General features: G+C 63.0%; 2 protein-coding genes. Both read right to left on the reverse strand.

What is annotated here, in order from left to right; translation table 11 throughout:
* Positions 1–277: 277 nt before the first annotated feature.
* Positions 278–616: a hypothetical protein gene (locus ACKUG4_RS03640; protein ID WP_039773037.1), complete on the reverse strand. Its 339-nt coding sequence runs from the start codon at positions 614–616 to the stop codon at positions 278–280.
* A gap of 146 nt (positions 617–762) precedes the next feature.
* Positions 763–17,895, reverse strand: coding sequence for a LapA family giant adhesin (locus ACKUG4_RS03645; RefSeq protein ID WP_445433483.1), 17,133 nt, complete (start codon positions 17,893–17,895; stop codon positions 763–765).
* Positions 17,896–17,971 lie beyond the last annotated feature (76 nt).

Genomic DNA, 17,971 nt, shown 5'->3' on the forward strand with positions numbered 1-17,971 from the left:
GCACCTCCTGACCATGATTGATACCTGTAAACCATGTCCCCGGTCTCAAACGTAAAGGATGTACCCGGTCTTTACCCACCCTAGCCCTCTCCCGGAGGGAGAGGGGACCGACCGAGGTGTCTGGCGCTATCCATCGACCTGAAAAATCGAGTCGATTATGGATTCAGCGAAGCTCTTTCACGTCGGCGTACTACCCCAATATTCCACGGTCTGCTCCCTCTCCCTCCGGGAGAGGGCTGGGGTGAGGGCTGGCTTTTGATCTGTACTTACAGGCAAATCAGATCAACCCACCCTCATCCTCATCGATCAACTGACTCAATCCGCCCAGCGCTTCCCGAGCCTGGGTCCGGTCCATCAACTTGGCCTGGGCCGCCGGCGGCAGGTCGGTGACGCGGATCACGCCTTTCTGGGTCAGCACCTGAATCAGGTCGTCGAGTACCCGGATCATTTCCAGGTCGCTCTGCTTGAGCTGTTTGAGGCTGTTTTCCACCGCCTCGTTGGCGTACCAGGCCTGGATTTCGTGGTGGTCGGCCGGCAGCGTTTCCGTGGCCTCGGCGTAGGCCGCAGCTTCCACGCGAATCAACTGACCCTGCGCATCGCGTTGCACGTAAAACATTGAGCATCCCTCGGAAATGGACCAGCGTCATGCTGTCAGCAGCATAGCCAACTGCGCGCGAGTATGCGGTGCGCCGACGAAATCGTCACCGGTTCAAGCGCTGCAAACGTGACGGCCGCCCCAGTGGGGCGGCCGTTGTTCACGCATCAGCTGTTGTTGTGGTCGACCTTGATGGTCGGATCGCTGCCGGCAATCAGGTTGTGAATGTTGGCCGTGGACCAGTTGTTGCCTTCCAGTTTGATCGTCACGTCCGGTGTGGCGGCTGCGGCATCGCCCGAGTTGAACTTGCCGCCCGAGCTGACTTGCAGCGACGACACGCCGTCGACCGTGGTGATCTTCAGGAAGTTGTCGATGGTGCTGCCGGTCTCGCCCTGCAACAGGTCACGCAGGTCGATGCGGTCGCCTTCGCTGGCCTTGAAGTCCTTGATCACGTCGTTGCCGGTGTCGCCTGCCTTCCAGACGAAGGTGTCGGCACCGGAACCACCGATCAGGATGTCGTTGCCCTGACCGCCGATCAGCGTGTCGTTGCCGGTGCCGCCGAGCAGGATGTCATTGCCCTTGCCACCGTCGAGCAGGTCGTTGCCGCCCGAGCCGAACAGAATGTCATTGCCCGCGCCGCCCAGCAGCGTGTCGTTGCCGTCGTGGGCACCGGACACATCGAACGCCTGATAGTGCTCGGTGATGTACTGGTGCACGTTGCTGGTGGTGACTTTGCTGACGTCGACCCCGGTTTCCTTGGCCACGAACGCCTGCATTGCCTGATAACCCTCGCCGGCAATGCCGTTGAAGCTCACCAGGTCGCCGAACAGGATGTCGTTGCCGTCGCCACCGCTGACGGTGTCGTTGCCCGGCATCGTCGCTTCGGTGTGGCCGATGATCGAGTTGGCCAGGTCCTTCGGATCGATGTTGGTCTGCGGCGTCTTGTCCGAATCGTACGGTTTCAGGTCGTTGAGGCTGACACCACTGTTGATGCCGATGGCCTCCACATTCGACAAACCGTTGAGCAAGGCGAAACCGCTGCTGGCGTTATCGGTGGTCGTGGTCGTGGTGCTGCTGCCGTTGCCCGCCAGACTCGAGATCTCGTAGGTACCGTCACCCTGAGCGTGGATGGTACCCAGGCTGTTCCAGCTCCAGCTGCCGTTCTTGTACGTCTGCAATACCACGGCGCCGGCAGTGTTGATACTCAGGTAGTGGGTGTTGTCGATGTAGGTGCTGAAGCTGTCGCCCAGTTTGTAGTTGCTGGTCTTGACCACGTCATCGAGTTTCACATTGCCGTACAGCGTCGGGTTGGTCTGCTCGTTGCTCTGGTAATAGGTAGGCTGGCCGTCGGTGATGAAGTACGTAAGGTTCTTCGCCCCGGTGTTGGCCACCGCTTCAGCGCTCTGGAAGAAGTTCGCCGTGGCCTTGAACACGTCCTCGTAGTTGGTGCCGCCGCCGGACGACATCGAGTCCAGCACGGCCTTGAGCAAGGTCAGTGCGTTCGGGTCGTTGAGGTTCACCGACACCGACTTGTTGACCTGGGTGTCGAAGTCCACCAGGAAGATGTTCACCGTGCCGGAGTTGCTGCCCAGGCTCTGCTTGAGGGTGTTGAACACCGACGTCAGCGAGTCCTTGGCGGCGTTGATCGACGAGGCGCTCATACTGCCCGAGCTGTCGACCATGAACGCGATGTTGTAGTTGGTGCCCGGCACCACGGTCAGGCCGCCGATGTCGGCGACCATGATGTCGTTGCCGTCGGTGCCGGTGACGGTGTCGTCAGCCGAAGTGGCGACCACCGCGTTGTACACCGCTGGCACCACGGTGACCGGGATGGTCGCTGTGGTGCTGGCCGAGCCGCCTACCTGCTCGGTGGAGGTCGAGGTCACGGTCAGGTTGAACTGGCCGTTGTAGTAGGTCGGCGGGGTCACGGTCAGGGTGCCGAGGTTCCAGCCGGTGACGTTGGCGTCGCCGCTGGTGGCGGTCACGGTGAAGCTGTGGCCTGCGCCGTCGCTGAGCACCGAGCCGACCGGCGCACCGCTGATCTTGATGCTCAGGGTTTCCGAGCCGTCGGTGTCGGTCAGCGCGGTGCTGATCGACGACAGTTTCACCGTGGTGCCTTCGGCGCCGGTGTTGAGCTTGTAGCCGTCGTAATAGCCTTCGCCGTTGCTGCCGTGCAGATCGGAGACGGTTACGCCGGCATTCACCAGATCCTGCACGCCGGTGTAGATCGGCACGCCGGCACTGCTCAGGTCGATCGGTGTGCTGCCGTTGACCGACAGGTTGACGTCGTAGCTGCCCGGGCCGCTCTGGTTGTGGTGGTAGATGTCCAGGGTGTAGTAGCCGCTGGTGGTCGGGGTGAACGAACCGTTGAGGTTGCCGCCCGCGCCCCACGTCGTGGACGCCACGCTCTTGCCGCCGATGGTCACCAGCAGGCTGTCGTCACCGGTGCCGCTGAAGGTGTAGGTCTTGCCGGCTTCCAGATAAATCAGGCCCGAGGTTTTCGACGCAGTGCCGGCGGTTACGCTGCCGTCGGACTGCACGTTGTTCACGGTACCGCTGGTGTTCGGCTTGCCGGCACCGTCGATCACGTTTTTCAGGGTGGTCGAGTTGGCGCCGCTGCCGTCGGTGCCCAGGCCCGACAGACCGGTCCAGACTTCCTTGATCAGCCCGGTGGACTTCACGCTGTTGTCGGCCACCGACAGGGTCGGTGCATCCGCCACCGGGGTGATGTCGATCTTGATGGTGCCTGTGTTGCCCAGCAACTGGCCGTCGGTTGGCTGGAATTTGATCTGCGCGTAGTCGGCCTGATTGTTACCAACGCCAGTGCCACCGTAACCGTTCACACCCGACTCGTTGGCATCCGGCAGGAAGCGCAACTTGCCGGCGTCGATGTCAGCCTTGCTGAAGGTCTGGTTGGTGGCGACGTCTTTCCAGGTCGAGCCGTCCAGGTACTGCAGTTTGCCTTCGCCCGGCAGCTGGGTGATTTTCACGCCCAGGCTGCTGGCTGGGCTGTCGACGTCGCTGACGCCGAAGGTCGACCAGCCGAGGATCAGCGGGGTGTCTTCGGTGCCGGTGACGTTGACCGGTGCAGCGACCGGCGCATCGTTGACTGCCACCACGTTGACCGTGGTGGTCGCGGTGTTGGAGTAGTTACCGCCATCGGTCACGGTCACGGTGATGATCCGTGGCACGGTGCTCGGGTCTTCACTGCTGTTGGTGAAGCTGATGTTCTTGATGGCCTGCATGTAGTCGGCGAGCGTCGCGTTACCCGACAGGGTCAGGGTGACGGTGCCGTTGGTGCTGTTGGCGTTGATGGTAATGCCGTTGACGCTGTTGCCCAGGTTCAGCGCATCGCCGTCCTGACGGTTGGTCAGCACGACGGTGGCGCCGGTCAGCATGGTGCTGTCCGGGTCGGTGATCTTGATGTCGGTGTCGGCAATCGACACGCCTGCGCCCGGGGTGTTCTCGGTGAAGGTCACCTTGTAGTCGGCACCCGTTGCACCGCTGGAGTTGTTGGCGTCGAGGTCGATGACCGGCGGTGCATCGTTGTCGATGATCGAGGTGCTGACGCTGCCATTGGTGCTGCTGACCGCCAGGTTTTCGAAGTTGCCACCGGTGGCCGAGTCGATCTTGACCACGAAGTTTTCGGTGCCTTCGGTGATCTTGTCATCGATGGTGGCGACGTTGAACTGCGCACTGCTGGCCCCCGCCGGGATTTTCACGGTGTACACGCCGGTGAAGTCCGAACCGTCGGCGGCGGTGCCGCTGTAGACGATTTTCAGGGTGACTTCGGTTTGCGCCGGGTTGGTCAGGCTGACGGTGTAGGTTGCGGCCTGGCCTTCGGTCACCGAGGTGCTGCCGGTGATGCTGACGGTGGTGGTGTCGATGGTATCGGTGACGCTGGTCACGGCCGGTGTGTTGCTGGTCACCAGGTTTTCGAAATTGCCGCCGGTAGCGTTGGTGATCGTGGCCTGTACGTTGCCGGCGTCTTTGTAGACGTCATCGGCTGGCGCAGGAACGGTCACGGTGCCGGTGGTTTTGCCGGCTTCGATGGTGATCACCGAACCGTTGCTCAGGGTCACGGTCACTGGCGAGCCAGCGGCGTTGGTCAGAGTCGCGGTGTAAGTGATCGAGCCACCTTCGGCCACGGTGCCGGTCGCGCTGAGCGACAGGTTGGTGGTGTCGATGGTGTCGGTGACGGTGGTCGAGACCGGCGTCTTGTCGGCCACGAGGTTTTCGTAGTTGCCGCCAGAAACGTTGGTGATCGAGTTGGTCAGCGGTGTGTGGCCGGTCAACGCGTCGTTCGGCGCGGTAGTGGTGACGGTGCCGGTGGTTTTGCCGACTTCGATGGTGATCGACTGACCGTTGGCCAGGGTCACGGTCACAGGCGAGCCTGTCACTGGCGCGCCGACGGTCGCGGTGTAGACCACGTTGCCACCTTCGGCCGCCGTCGTGGTCGCGGTCAGCTTCACGGTGGTGGTGTCGATAGTGTCGGTGACGCTGGTCACGGCTGGTGTGGTGCTGGTGACCAGGTTCTCGAAGTTGCCGCCGGTGGCGGACTTGATCGTCGCCTGCACGTTGCCGGCGTCTTTGTAGACGTCGTCAGCTGGCGCAGGAACGGTCACGGTGCCCGTGGTTTTACCGGCTTCGATGGTGATCACCGAACCGTTGCTCAGGGTGACGGTCACTGGCGAGCCAGCGGCGTTGGTCAGGGTCGCGGTGTAGGTGATCGAGCCACCTTCAGCCACGGTGCCGGTCGCGCTGAGCGTCAGGTTGGTGGTGTCGACGGTGTCGGTCACGGTGGTGCTGACCGGGGTCTTGTCGGCCACCAGATTCTCGTAGTTACCGCCGCTCACGCCGGTGATCGCGTTGGTCAGCGGCGCATGGCCGTTGAGCGCATCGTTCGGCGCGGTGGTGGTCACGGTGCCCGTGGTCTTGCCGACTTCGATAGTGATCGACTGTCCGTTGGACAGGGTCACGGTCACAGGCGAGCCAGTCACTGGCGCACCTACGGTAGCGGTGTAGGTGACGGTGCCACCCTCGGCCGCTGTTGCGGTTGCGGTCAGCTTCACGGTGGTGGTGTCGATGGTGTCGCTGACGCTGGTCACGGCTGGCGTGGTGCTGGTTACCAGGTTCTCGAAGTTGCCACCGGTGGCGTTGGTGATCGTTGCCTGTACGTTGCCGGCGTCCTTGTAGACGTCATCGGCTGGCGCTGGAACGGTCACGGTGCCGGTGGTTTTACCCGCTTCGATGGTGATCACGGCGCCGTTCGACAAGGTCACGGTCACTGGCGAACCAGCAGCGTTGGTCAGGGTCGCGGTGTAGGTGATCGAGCCGCCTTCGGCCACGGTGCCGGTCGCGCTGAGCGACAGGTTGGTGGTATCGACGGTGTCGGTGACGGTGGTCGAAACCGGGGTTTTATCAGCCACCAGATTTTCGTAGTTACCACCGCTCACACCAGTGATCGCGTTGGTCAGCGGTGCATGACCGGTCAGCACGTCGTTCGGCGCGGTGGTGGTCACGGTGCCGGTGGTCTTGCCGACTTCGATGGTAATGCTCTGGCCGTTCGAAAGGTTCACGGTCACAGGCGAGCCAGTCACTGGCGCACCTACGGTAGCGGTGTAGGTGACGGTGCCGCCCTCGGCCGCTGTTGCGGTTGCGGTCAGCTTCACGGTGGTGGTGTCGATGGTGTCGGTAACGCTGGTCACCGCTGGTGTGGTGCTGGTGACCAGGTTTTCGAAGTTGCCGCCCGTGGCGTTGGTGATCGTGGCTTGCACGTTGCCGGCGTCTTTGTAGACGTCATCGGCTGGTGCTGGAACGGTCACGGTGCCGGTGGTTTTACCCGCTTCGATGGTGATCACGGCGCCGTTCGACAAGGTCACGGTCACTGGCGAACCAGCAGCGTTGGTCAGGGTCGCGGTGTAGGTGATCGAGCCGCCTTCGGCCACGGTGCCGGTCGCGCTGAGCGACAGGTTGGTGGTATCGACGGTGTCGGTGACGGTAGTCGAAACCGGGGTTTTATCAGCCACCAGATTTTCGTAGTTACCGCCGCTCACACCAGTGATCGCGTTGGTCAGCGGTGCATGACCGGTCAGCACGTCGTTCGGCGCGGTAGTGGTCACGGTGCCGGTGGTCTTGCCGACTTCGATGGTAATGCTCTGGCCGTTCGACAGGTTCACGGTCACAGGCGAGCCAGTCACTGGCGCACCTACGGTAGCGGTGTAGGTGACGGTGCCGCCCTCGGCCGCTGTTGCGGTTGCGGTCAGCTTCACGGTGGTGGTGTCGATGGTGTCGGTAACGCTGGTCACCGCTGGTGTGGTGCTGGTGACCAGGTTCTCAAAGTTGCCGCCAGTCGCGTTGGTGATCGTGGCTTGCACGTTGCCGGCGTCTTTGTAGACGTCATCGGCTGGCGCGGCGACGGTCACGGTGCCCGTGGTTTTACCGGCCTCGATGGTGATCACGGCGCCATTGCTCAAGGTCACGGTCACCGGGGTGCCCGCAGCGTTGGTCAGTGTGGCGGTGTAGATGATCGAACCGCCCTCGGCAACCGAATTGGTGGCGCTGAGGGTCAGGTTGGTGGTGTCGACCGTGTCGGTGACGGTGGTCGAGACCGGCGTTTTGTCGGCCACGAGGTTTTCGTAGTTCCCGCCAGTCACGCCGGTGATCGCGTTGGTCAACGGCGTGTGGCCGGTCAGCGCATCGTTCGGTGCGGTGGTGGTGACAGTGCCGGTGGTTTTGCCCACCTCGATGGTGATCGACTGACCGTTGGACAGGGTCACGGTGACTGGCGAACCGGTCACAGGAGCGCCCACGGTGGCGGTGTAAGTGACAGTGCCGCCTTCAGCCGCCGACTCGGTGGCGGTGAGTTTCACCGTGGTGGTGTCGATGGTGTCGGTGACCTGGGTCACGGCCGGAACAGTGCTCGGAACAAGGTTCTCGAAGTTGCCACCGGTGGCGGTCGAAATGGTCGCCTCGACTTTGCCGGCGTCTTTGTAGACGTCGTCCTTCGGCGCGTCGACGGTCACGGTGCCGGTGGTTTTGCCGGCTTCGATGGTGATCACCGCGCCGTTCGACAAGGTCACCGTCACTGGCGAGCCAGCGGCGTTGGTCAGGGTCGCGGTGTAGATGATCGAACCGCCCTCGGCAACCGAATTGGTGGCGCTGAGGGTCAGGTTGGTGGTGTCGACCGTGTCGGTGACGGTGGTCGAGACCGGCGTTTTGTCGGCCACGAGGTTTTCGTAGTTCCCGCCAGTCACGCCAGTGATCGCGTTGGTCAGCGGTGTGTGACCGTTCAACGCATCGTTCGGCGCGGTGGTGGTGACGGTGCCGGTGGTTTTGCCGACCTCGATGGTGATCGACTGACCATTGGCCAGGGTCACGGTCACAGGCGAACCGGTCACCGGTGCGCCAACAGTCGCGGTGTAAGTAACGGTGCCGCCCTCAGCCGCCGACTCGGTCGCAGTCAGTTTGACCGTGGTGGTGTCGATGGTGTCGGTGACCTGGGTCACGGCCGGAACAGTGCTCGGAACAAGGTTCTCGAAGTTGCCACCGGTGGCGGTCGAAATGGTCGCCTCGACTTTGCCGGCATCTTTGTAGACGTCGTCTTTCGGTGCATCGACGGTCACGGTGCCGGTGGTTTTGCCGGCCTCGATAGTGATGACCGCGCCGTTGCTCAAGGTCACGGTCACCGGAGTGCCCGCAGCGTTGGTCAGTGTGGCGGTGTAAGTGATCGAACCACCCTCGGCTACCGAATTGGTGGCGCTCAGGGTCAGGTTGGTGGTGTCGACGGTGTCGGTCACGGTGGTGCTGACCGGCGTTTTGTCGGCCACGAGGTTTTCGTAGTTGCCGCCAGACACGCCAGTGATCGAGTTGGTCAGCGGCGTATGGCCGTTGAGTGCATCGTTCGGCGCGGTGGTGGTGACGGTACCGGTGGTTTTACCGACCTCGATGGTGATCGACTGACCATTGGCCAGGGTTACGGTCACAGGCGAGCCAGTCACTGGCGCGCCAACAGTCGCGGTGTAAGTGACGGTGCCACCTTCAGCGGCCGTTTCGGAAGCGGTCAGCTTCACGGTCGTCGTGTCGACGGTATCGGTGACTTCCGTTACGGCTGGAACGGTGCTCGGAACCAGGTTCTCGAAGTTGCCACCGGTTGCGTCCTTGATGGTCACTTCGACCTTGCCGGCGTCTTTGTAGACGTCATCGGCTGGCGCGGCAACGGTCACGGTGCCGGTGGTCTTACCGGCTTCGATGGTGATGACAGCGCCATTGCTCAAGGTCACGGTCAGCGGGGTGCCGGCCGGGTTGGTCAGGGTCGCGGTGTAAACGATCGAGCCGCCTTCGGCCACGCTGTCGGTCGCGGTCAGCGACAGATTGGTGGTGTCGACGGTGTCGGTGACGGTGGTCGAAACCGGGGTTTTGTCAGCTACGAGGTTTTCGTAGTTACCGCCGCTCACGCCAGTGATCGCGTTGGTCAACGGCGTGTGGCCGTTCAACGCATCGTTTGGCGCAGTGGTGGTCACGGTGCCAGTGGTTTTACCCACTTCGATGGTGATCGACTGACCGTTGGCCAGAGTCACGGTCACAGGCGAACCAGTCACTGGCGCGCCAACAGTCGCGGTGTAAGTAACGGTGCCACCTTCAGCCGCCGACTCGGTGGCGGTGAGTTTCACCGTAGTGGTGTCGATGGTGTCGGTGACTTCGGTCACGGCCGGAACCGTGCTCGGCACCAGATTCTCGAAGTTGCCACCGGTGGCGGTCGAAATGGTTGCTTCAACTTTGCCCGCATCTTTGTAGACGTCGTCTTTCGGTGCGTCGACGGTCACGGTGCCGGTGGTTTTGCCGGCCTCGATGGTGATCACGGCGCCGTTCGACAAGGTCACGGTCACCGGAGTGCCGGCCGGATTGGTCAGGGTCACGGTGTAAACGATCGAACCACCCTCGGCTACCGAGCCAGTTGCGCTCAGGGTCAGGTTGGTGGTGTCGACGGTGTCAGTCACGGTAGTGCTGACCGGGGTTTTGTCAGCCACGAGGTTTTCGTAGTTACCGCCAGTCACGCCAGTGATCGCGTTGGTCAGCGGCGCATGGCCGTTGAGCGCATCGTTCGGCGCGGTGGTGGTCACGGTACCCGTGGTTTTACCGACTTCGATGGTGATCGACTGACCATTGGCCAGGGTCACGGTCACAGGCGAACCGGTGACAGGCGCACCGACAGTCGCGGTGTAAGTAACGGTGCCGCCTTCCGCCGCCGACTCGGTCGCGGTCAGTTTCACCGTGGTGGTGTCGATGGTGTCGGTGACGTTGGTCACGGCCGGAACGGTGCTTGGCACCAGGTTCTCGAAACCACCGCCAGTAGCGGTCGAAATGGTTGCCTCGACTTTGCCGGCGTCTTTGTAGACGTCGTCTTTCGGTGCATCGACGGTCACGGTGCCGGTGGTTTTACCGGCCTCGATAGTAATGACGGCACCGTTCGACAGGGTCACGGTCACTGGGGTGCCGGCCGGGTTGGTCAGGGTCGCGGTGTAAGTGATCGAACCGCCCTCGGCCACCGAATCGGTGGCCGTCAGGTTCAGGTTGGTCGTGTCGACAGTGTCCGAAACCGAGGTATTTGCCGGTTTGCCGTCGACCGCCAGGTTTTCGTAATTGCCACCGGTGGCCTTGTCGATGGTCACGCTCAGCGAGCTGCCGCCCGCCAACGGGCTGTTCGGCGCGACGAAATTCACGGTGCCGGTGGTTTCGCCGACGGCGATGGTGATGGTCTGGCCGTTGGACAGGGTCACGACGAGCGGCGAACCGGTCACTGGCGCCGTCACGGTCGCGGTGTAGACCACGGTTTCGCCTTCGGCGACGTTGGCGGTGGCGGTCAGCGACACGGTGGACGTGTCGATGGTGTCATTGACGGTGGTGACCGCCGGGGCGGTGCTGGTGACCAGGTTCTCGAAGTTGCCACCGGTGGTGGTCGAAATGGTCGTCTCGACTTTGCCGGCGTCCTTGTAGACGTCGTCCTTCGGTGCATCGACGGTCACGGTGCCGGAGGTTTTACCGGCCTCGATGGTGATCACTGCGCCGTTGCTCAAGGTCACGGTCACCGGAGTCCCGGCGGCGTTGGTCAGGGTCGCGGTGTAGGTAATCTGGCCACCTTCGTTGACTTCCGGCGTGGCGCTCAGGGTCAGGTTGGTGGTGTCGACGGTGTCGGTCACGGTGGTGCTGACCGGCGTTTTGTCGGCCACCAGATTTTCGTAGTTACCGCCGCTCACACCGGTGATTGCGTTGGTCAGCGGTGTGTGACCGTTCAACGCATCGTTCGGCGCCGTGGTGGTGATGGTACCGGTGGTTTTGCCGACTTCGATGGTGATCGACTGACCATTGGCCAGTGTCACGGTCACAGGCGAGCCAGTCACCGGAGCGCCGACGGTGGCGGTGTAAGTGACAGTGCCACCTTCAGCCGCCGACTCGGTCGCAGTCAGTTTGACCGTGGTGGTGTCGATGGTGTCAGTGACTTCTGTAACGGCCGGAACAGTGCTCGGCACCAGATTCTCGAAGTTGCCACCGGTTGCATCTTTGATGGTCACTTCGACTTTGCCGGCGTCCTTGTAGACGTCGTCTTTCGGCGCATCGACGGTCACGGTGCCGGTGGTTTTGCCGGCCTCGATAGTGATGACCGCGCCGTTGCTCAAGGTCACGGTCACCGGGGTGCCCGCAGCGTTGGTCAGTGTGGCGGTGTAAGTGATCGAACCACCCTCGGCTACCGAATTGGTGGCGCTCAGGGTCAGGTTGGTGGTGTCGACGGTGTCGGTCACGGTGGTGCTGACCGGCGTTTTGTCGGCCACGAGGTTTTCGTAGTTGCCGCCAGACACGCCAGTGATCGAGTTGGTCAGCGGCGTATGGCCGTTGAGTGCATCGTTCGGCGCGGTGGTGGTGACGGTACCCGTGGTTTTACCGACCTCGATGGTGATCGACTGACCATTGGCCAGGGTCACGGTCACAGGCGAGCCGGTGACAGGTGCGCCAACAGTGGCGGTGTAAGTAACGGTGCCGCCCTCAGCCGCCGACTCGGTCGCAGTCAGTTTCACCGTGGTAGTGTCGATGGTGTCAGTGACTTCGGTAACGGCCGGAACAGTGCTCGGCACCAGGTTCTCGAAGTTGCCGCCAGTTGCATCCTTGATGGTCACTTCGACCTTGCCGGCGTCTTTGTAGACGTCATCCTTCGGCGCATCGACGGTCACGGTGCCGGTGGTTTTGCCCGCTTCGATGGTGATGACGGAGCCGTTGCTCAACGTCACGGTCACTGGAGTGCCGGCCGGGTTGGTCAGGGTGGCGGTGTAGGTGATCGAGCCACCTTCGGCCACGGTGCCGGTCGCAGTCAGCGTCAGGTTGGTGGTGTCGACGGTGTCAGTCACGGTGGTGCTGACCGGAGTCTTGTCGGCCACCAGATTTTCGTAATTGCCGCCGCTCACACCGGTGATCGCGTTGGTCAGCGGAGTGTGACCGTTCAACGCGTCATTCGGCGCATTAGTGGTGATGGTGCCAGTGGTTTTGCCGACTTCGATGGTGATCGACTGACCATTGGCCAGGGTCACGGTCACAGGCGAACCCGTCACTGGCGCGCCAACGGTGGCGGTGTAAGTGACGGTGCCGCCTTCAGCTGCCGATTCGGTTGCAGTCAGTTTGACCGTGGTGGTGTCGATGGTGTCAGTGACGTCGGTAACGGCCGGAGCAGTGCTTGGCACCAGGTTCTCGAAGTTGCCGCCAGTTGCATCCTTGATGGTGACTTCGACTTTGCCGGCGTCCTTGTAGACGTCGTCTTTCGGCGCATCGACAGTCACGGTGCCGGTGGTCTTACCGGCCTCGATGGTGATGACGGAGCCGTTGCTCAGCGTCACGGTGACTGGCGTGCCGGCAGGGTTGGTCAGCGTTGCGGTGTAAACGATCGAGCCGCCTTCGGCCACGGAACCTGTCGCGCTGAGGGTCAGGTTGGTCGTGTCGACGGTGTCGGTGACGGTGGTCGAAACCGGGGTCTTGTCGGCCACCAGATTTTCGTAGTTACCTCCAGACACGCCAGTAATCGAGTTGCTCAGCGGGGTGTGACCGTTCAACGCATCGTTCGGCGCGGTGGTGGTGATGGTGCCGGTGGTCTTGCCGACTTCGATGGTGATGGTCTGACCGTTGGCCAGAGTCACGGTGACCGGCGAGCCAGTCACCGGAGCGCCAACAGTTGCGGTGTAGGTGACAGTGCCGCCCTCAGCCACCGACGTATCGGCGCTCAGCTTCACGGTCGACGTATCGATGGTGTCAGTCACTTCAGTGACGGCCGGAACAGTGCTCGGCACCAGATTCTCGAAGTTGCCGCCGGACGCATCCTTGATGGTCACTTCGACTTTGCCGGCGTCTTTGTAGACGTCATCGGCCGGAGCCGGAACGGTCACGGTGCCGGTGGTTTTACCCGCTTCAATGGTGATCACCGAGCCGTTGCTCAGGGTCACGGTCACTGGCGTGCCAGCCGGATTGGTCAGCGTGGCGGTGTAAACGATCGAACCGCCTTCGGCCACGGAACCTGTAGCGCTCAAGGTCAGGTTGGTGGTGTCGACGGTGTCGGTGACTGAGGTCACGGCCGGCGTCTTGTCGGCGACCAGGTTTTCGTAATTGCCGCCGCTGGTGCCGTCGATCTTCACGCTCAGCGTGTTGCCGCCGGCCAGTGCATCGTTCGGTGCGGTGTAGTTGACGCTGGCGCTGCTGGCGCCGACCGGGATGGTGATGGTCTGGCCGTTGGACAGGGTCACGACCACCGGCGAGCCGGTCACCGGTGCGGTGACGGAGGCGGTGTAAACCACCACGCCGCCTTCAACGGTGCTGGCCGTGGCGCTCAGGGAAACGGTGCTGGTATCGATGGTGTCGGTGACGTCGGTCACCGCCGGGGTCTTGTCGACCACCAGGTTTTCAAAGTTGCCGCCGGTGGTCTTGGTGATGCTGGCATCGACTTTGCCGGCGTCCTTGTACACGTCGTCGCCCGGTGCGGCGACGGTGATGGTGCCGGTGCTCGCGCCTTTGGCGATGTTGATCACCGCGCCGTTGCTCAGGGTCACGGTCATGGCCGTGCCGGCCGGGTTGGTCAGGGTCGCGGTGTAGACGATCGAACCGCCCTCGGCGACCGAACCGGTGGCGCTCAGGCTGATATTGGTGGTGTCGACGGTGTCGGTAACCTTGGTCACCACAGCCGTACGGTTGGCATCGACCTGTTCGAAGTTGCCGCCGCTGTGGCTGGCAATCGCGGTCTGCACCTTGCCGCCATCGATGTAAGGCGTGTTGGCCGGCGCAGGGAAATTCACCGAACCGCTGGTGGCACCGGCGGCGATGTTGATGACCGCGCCGTTGGCCAGGGTCACGGTCATGGCGGTGCCGGCCGGGTTGCTCAGGGTCGCGGTGTAGGTGATCTGGCCACCTTCGCTGACGGTGTCGCTGGCGCTCAGGGTCAGCGTGGTCTTGTCGATGGTGTCGTTGACCGTGGTGCTGACCGGCGTCTTGCTGACGTCGAGCTTCTCGAAGTTGCCACCGCTGGCATCGGTCATGGTCACGGTGAGCTTGCTGACATCCTTGTAGACGTCATCGCTCGGCGCCGGGATGGTCACCGAACCGCTGGTCTTGCCGGCCTCGATAACGATGGTCTGGCCGTTGCTCAGGTTGACGGTCACCGGCGTCTGCGCGGCGTTGGTCAGGGTCGCGGTGTAAGTGATCGACGTGCCTTCGAGCACATAGCTTTCGGCGCTGAGGGTCAGGTGCGTGGTGTTGATGGTGTCGGCGACGTTGGTCACCGCTGGCGTCGGGTTGGCCACCAGGTTTTCGAAATTGCCGCCGGAAGTGTCCTTGATGGTCACTTCGACTTTGCCGGCGTCTTTATAGACGTCATCGGCCGGGGCTGGAACGGTCACGGTGCCGGTGGTTTTACCGGCTTCGATGGTGATGACGGAGCCGTTGCTCAACGTCACGGTTACCGGGGTGCCGGCCGGATTGGTCAGGGTCGCGGTGTAGACGATCTGCCCGCCCTCGTTGACGTTGCCGGTGGCGGTCAGCGATACGGTGGTGGTGTCGACGGTGTCGGTGATGGTGGTGCTGACCGGCGTTTTGTCGGCCACGAGGTTTTCGTAGTTACCGCCGCTCACACCGGTGATCGAGTTGGTCAGCGGTGCATGGCCGGCCAGTACGTCGTTCGGCGCCGTGGTAGTCACGGTGCCGGTGGTTTTGCCGACTTCGATGGTGATCGCCTGACCGTTGGCCAGGGTCACAACCACAGGCGAGCCGGTTACCGGGGCGCCCACCGTCGCGGTGTAAGTAACGGTACCGCCTTCCGCCGCCGACTCGGTCGCGGTCAGTTTGACGGTCGAGGTGTCGATGGTATCGGTGACCTGGGTCACGGCCGGCGCAGTGCTTGGCACCAGGTTTTCGAAGTTGCCACCGGTTGCGCCGGTGATGGTCGCTTCGACTTTGCCGGCATCCTTGTAGACGTCATCGGCAGGCGCTGGAACGGTCACGGTGCCGGTGGTCTTGCCGGCTTCGATGGTGATGACCGCGCCGTTGCTCAAGGTCACGGTCACCGGCGTGCCGGCCGGATTTGTCAGCGTCGCGGTGTAGATGATCGAGCCGCCCTCGGCCACGGAATCGGTGGCGCTCAGGGTCAGGTTGGTGGTGTCGACGGTGTCAGTGACGGTGGTCGAAACCGGAGTCTTGTCGGCGACCAGATTCTCGTAGTTGCCGCCGCTCACGCCGGTGATCGCGTTGGTCAGCGGTGCGTTGCCGGCCAATGCGTCGTTCGGTGCGGTGGTGGTCACGGTGCCGGTGGTCTTGCCCACTTCAATCGTGATGCTTTGGCCGTTGGCCAGGGTCACGGTGACCGGCGAGCCAGTTACGGGCGCTCCAACTGTCGCGGTGTAAGTGACGGTGCCGCCCTCGGCCGCCGACTCGGTAGCGGTCAGTTTGACGGTGGTGGTGTCGACGGTATCGGTCACGTCGGTGACGGCCGGAACGGTGCTTGGCACCAGGTTCTCGAAGTTGCCGCCGGTGGCGTCCTTGATGGTCACTTCGACTTTGCCGGCGTCTTTATAGACGTCATCGGCAGGCGCCGGAACGGTCACGGTGCCAGTGGTTTTACCCGCTTCGATGGTGATGACGGAGCCGTTGCTCAACGTCACGGTCACCGGGGTGCCCGCAGGATTGGTCAGGGTCGCGGTGTAAACAATCGAACCGCCCTCGGCGACAGTGCCGGTGGCGCTAAGGGTCAGGTTGGTGGTGTCGGAAACGTCGGTAACCGTGGTCGAAACCGGGGTCTTGTCGGCCACCAGATTTTCGTAATTACCGCCGGAAACGCCGGTGATCGAGTTGGTCAGCGGTGCGTTGCCAGCCAATGCGTCGTTCGGCGCGGTGGTGGTCACGGTGCCGGTGGTTTTGCCCACTTCGATGGTGATGGTCTGACCGTTGGCCAAAGTGACAGTCACCGGCGAACCGGTGACTGGTGCGCCAACCGTTGCGGTATAAGTAACGGTGCCGCCTTCTGCAACCGAAGTATCAGCCGTCAGTTTGACCGTCGACGTGTCGACGGTGTCAGTCACTTCGGTGACAGCGGGAACAGTGCTTGGCACCAGATTCTCGAAGTTGCCGCCGGTGGCGTCCTTGATGGTGACTTCGACCTTGCCCGCGTCTTTGTAGACGTCATCGGCCGGCGCCGGAACGGTCACGGTGCCGGTGGTTTTACCGGCCTCGATGGTGATGACGGAGCCGTTGCTCAACGTCACGGTCACCGGGGTGCCGGCCGGATTGGTCAGGGTTGCGGTGTAGACGATCGAGCCGCCTTCCGCCACGGAACCGGTGGCGCTCAGCGACAGGTTGGTGGTGTCGATGGAGTCGGTGACGGTAGTAGTCGCTGGCGTCGTGTTCGGCACCAGATTCTCGAAATTGCCGCCGGTAGCGCCGGTAATCGTGGTGCTGACGGTGCCGCCGTTGTTGTAGACGTCATTCGGCGCGGTCGGCACGTTGACGCTGCCGGTGGTCTGGCCGGCGCCGATAGTGATGGTCGAACCGTTCGACAGGGTGACGGTCACCGGCGTCTGCGCCGGGTTGGTCAGGGTTGCGGTGTAGGTGATCTGGCCACCTTCGACCACGGTGCCGGTGGCGGTCAGAGTCAGATTGGTCGTGTCGACCGAATCGACGATCGTGGTAACGGCCGGTGTCGGGTTCGGCACCAGGTTTTCGAAGTTGCCGCCCGTGGCACCGGTGATGGTGGTGGTGACGGTGCTGCCGTTGTTATAGACGTCATTCGGTGCGGTCGGCACGTTGACGGTGCCGGTGGTCTGGCCGGCGCCGATAGTGATGGTCGAGCCGTTGGACAGGGTCACGGTCACCGGCGTCTGCGCCGGGTTGGTCAGGGTCGCGGTGTAGGTGATCTGACCGCCTTCGGTCACGCTCGGGCCCGCCGTCAGGGTCACGGTGGTGGTGTCGATGGTGTCGGTGACCTGGGTCGTGGCCGGGGTGGTCGGCGGGGTCACGGTGATGCCGTTGCCGCCGGTGGTGCCGGTGACGGTCACGTCGATCTGGGTCGGGTCGTTATAAACAGTGTCGTTCGGCGCCAGGGGCACGTTGACGGTGCCGGTGGTGGAACCGGCCGGAATCACGATCACCGCACCGTTGGACAGGGTGATGGTCAGGTCGGTCAGCGGCGCCTGGGTCAGCGTTGCGGTGTACACCAGCACGCCGCCGGCTTCGGTGATGCTCGGCGTGGCGCTGAGGCTCAGGGTCGATTCGCGCAGGGCATTGGCGTTGGTGTCGGTGGTCTGGCCGCCGGTGATGTTCTGCGCGGCCTGGCCGGCAGCGTTGATGCCCGCAGTCGGGAAACCGATGGTTGGGTCGACGCGGCCGGCGGTCGCATCGAGCATCACGAAGCTGTGACCGCCGCCGGCGGCACCGCCAGTCCCCGCGGCGCTCGGGCCGGCAGCGGTGGCATCAAGAGCGGTGGTCGGGTCGACGCCCGCGGCGATGGCTTGTTGCAGTTCTTCTACCGACGGCGCGGCTTGCGCGGTGGCTTCGGCCAGGTCGGTGCTGGAGTCCGGGGTATCGGCGCTCCACTGAGTGTCACGGCCCAGATCGATCGTGCGGCCATCGGCCAGTTCCAGGGACACGGCGCCGGAAACGCCGGTGTCGACCTGATCGCCGGCAAACAGCCGGTCGCCTTCAACGAGTACGCGACGGACGCCCTCTGGGGACACCACGAAAACCTGACCGACAATGCTTTTGACGATGGCAACAACACTGCTCATTGAAGACTCTCCGGGTGTCACGTTCAGTTGACTTCCATAGACCTGATGGCTGTCTGCGCCGATTCAGTCTGGACGT

The sequence above is a fragment of the Candidatus Pseudomonas auctus genome, assembly GCF_048654275.1.
In the GTDB taxonomy this organism is placed as follows: Bacteria; Pseudomonadota; Gammaproteobacteria; order Pseudomonadales; family Pseudomonadaceae; genus Aquipseudomonas; species Aquipseudomonas pharyngis.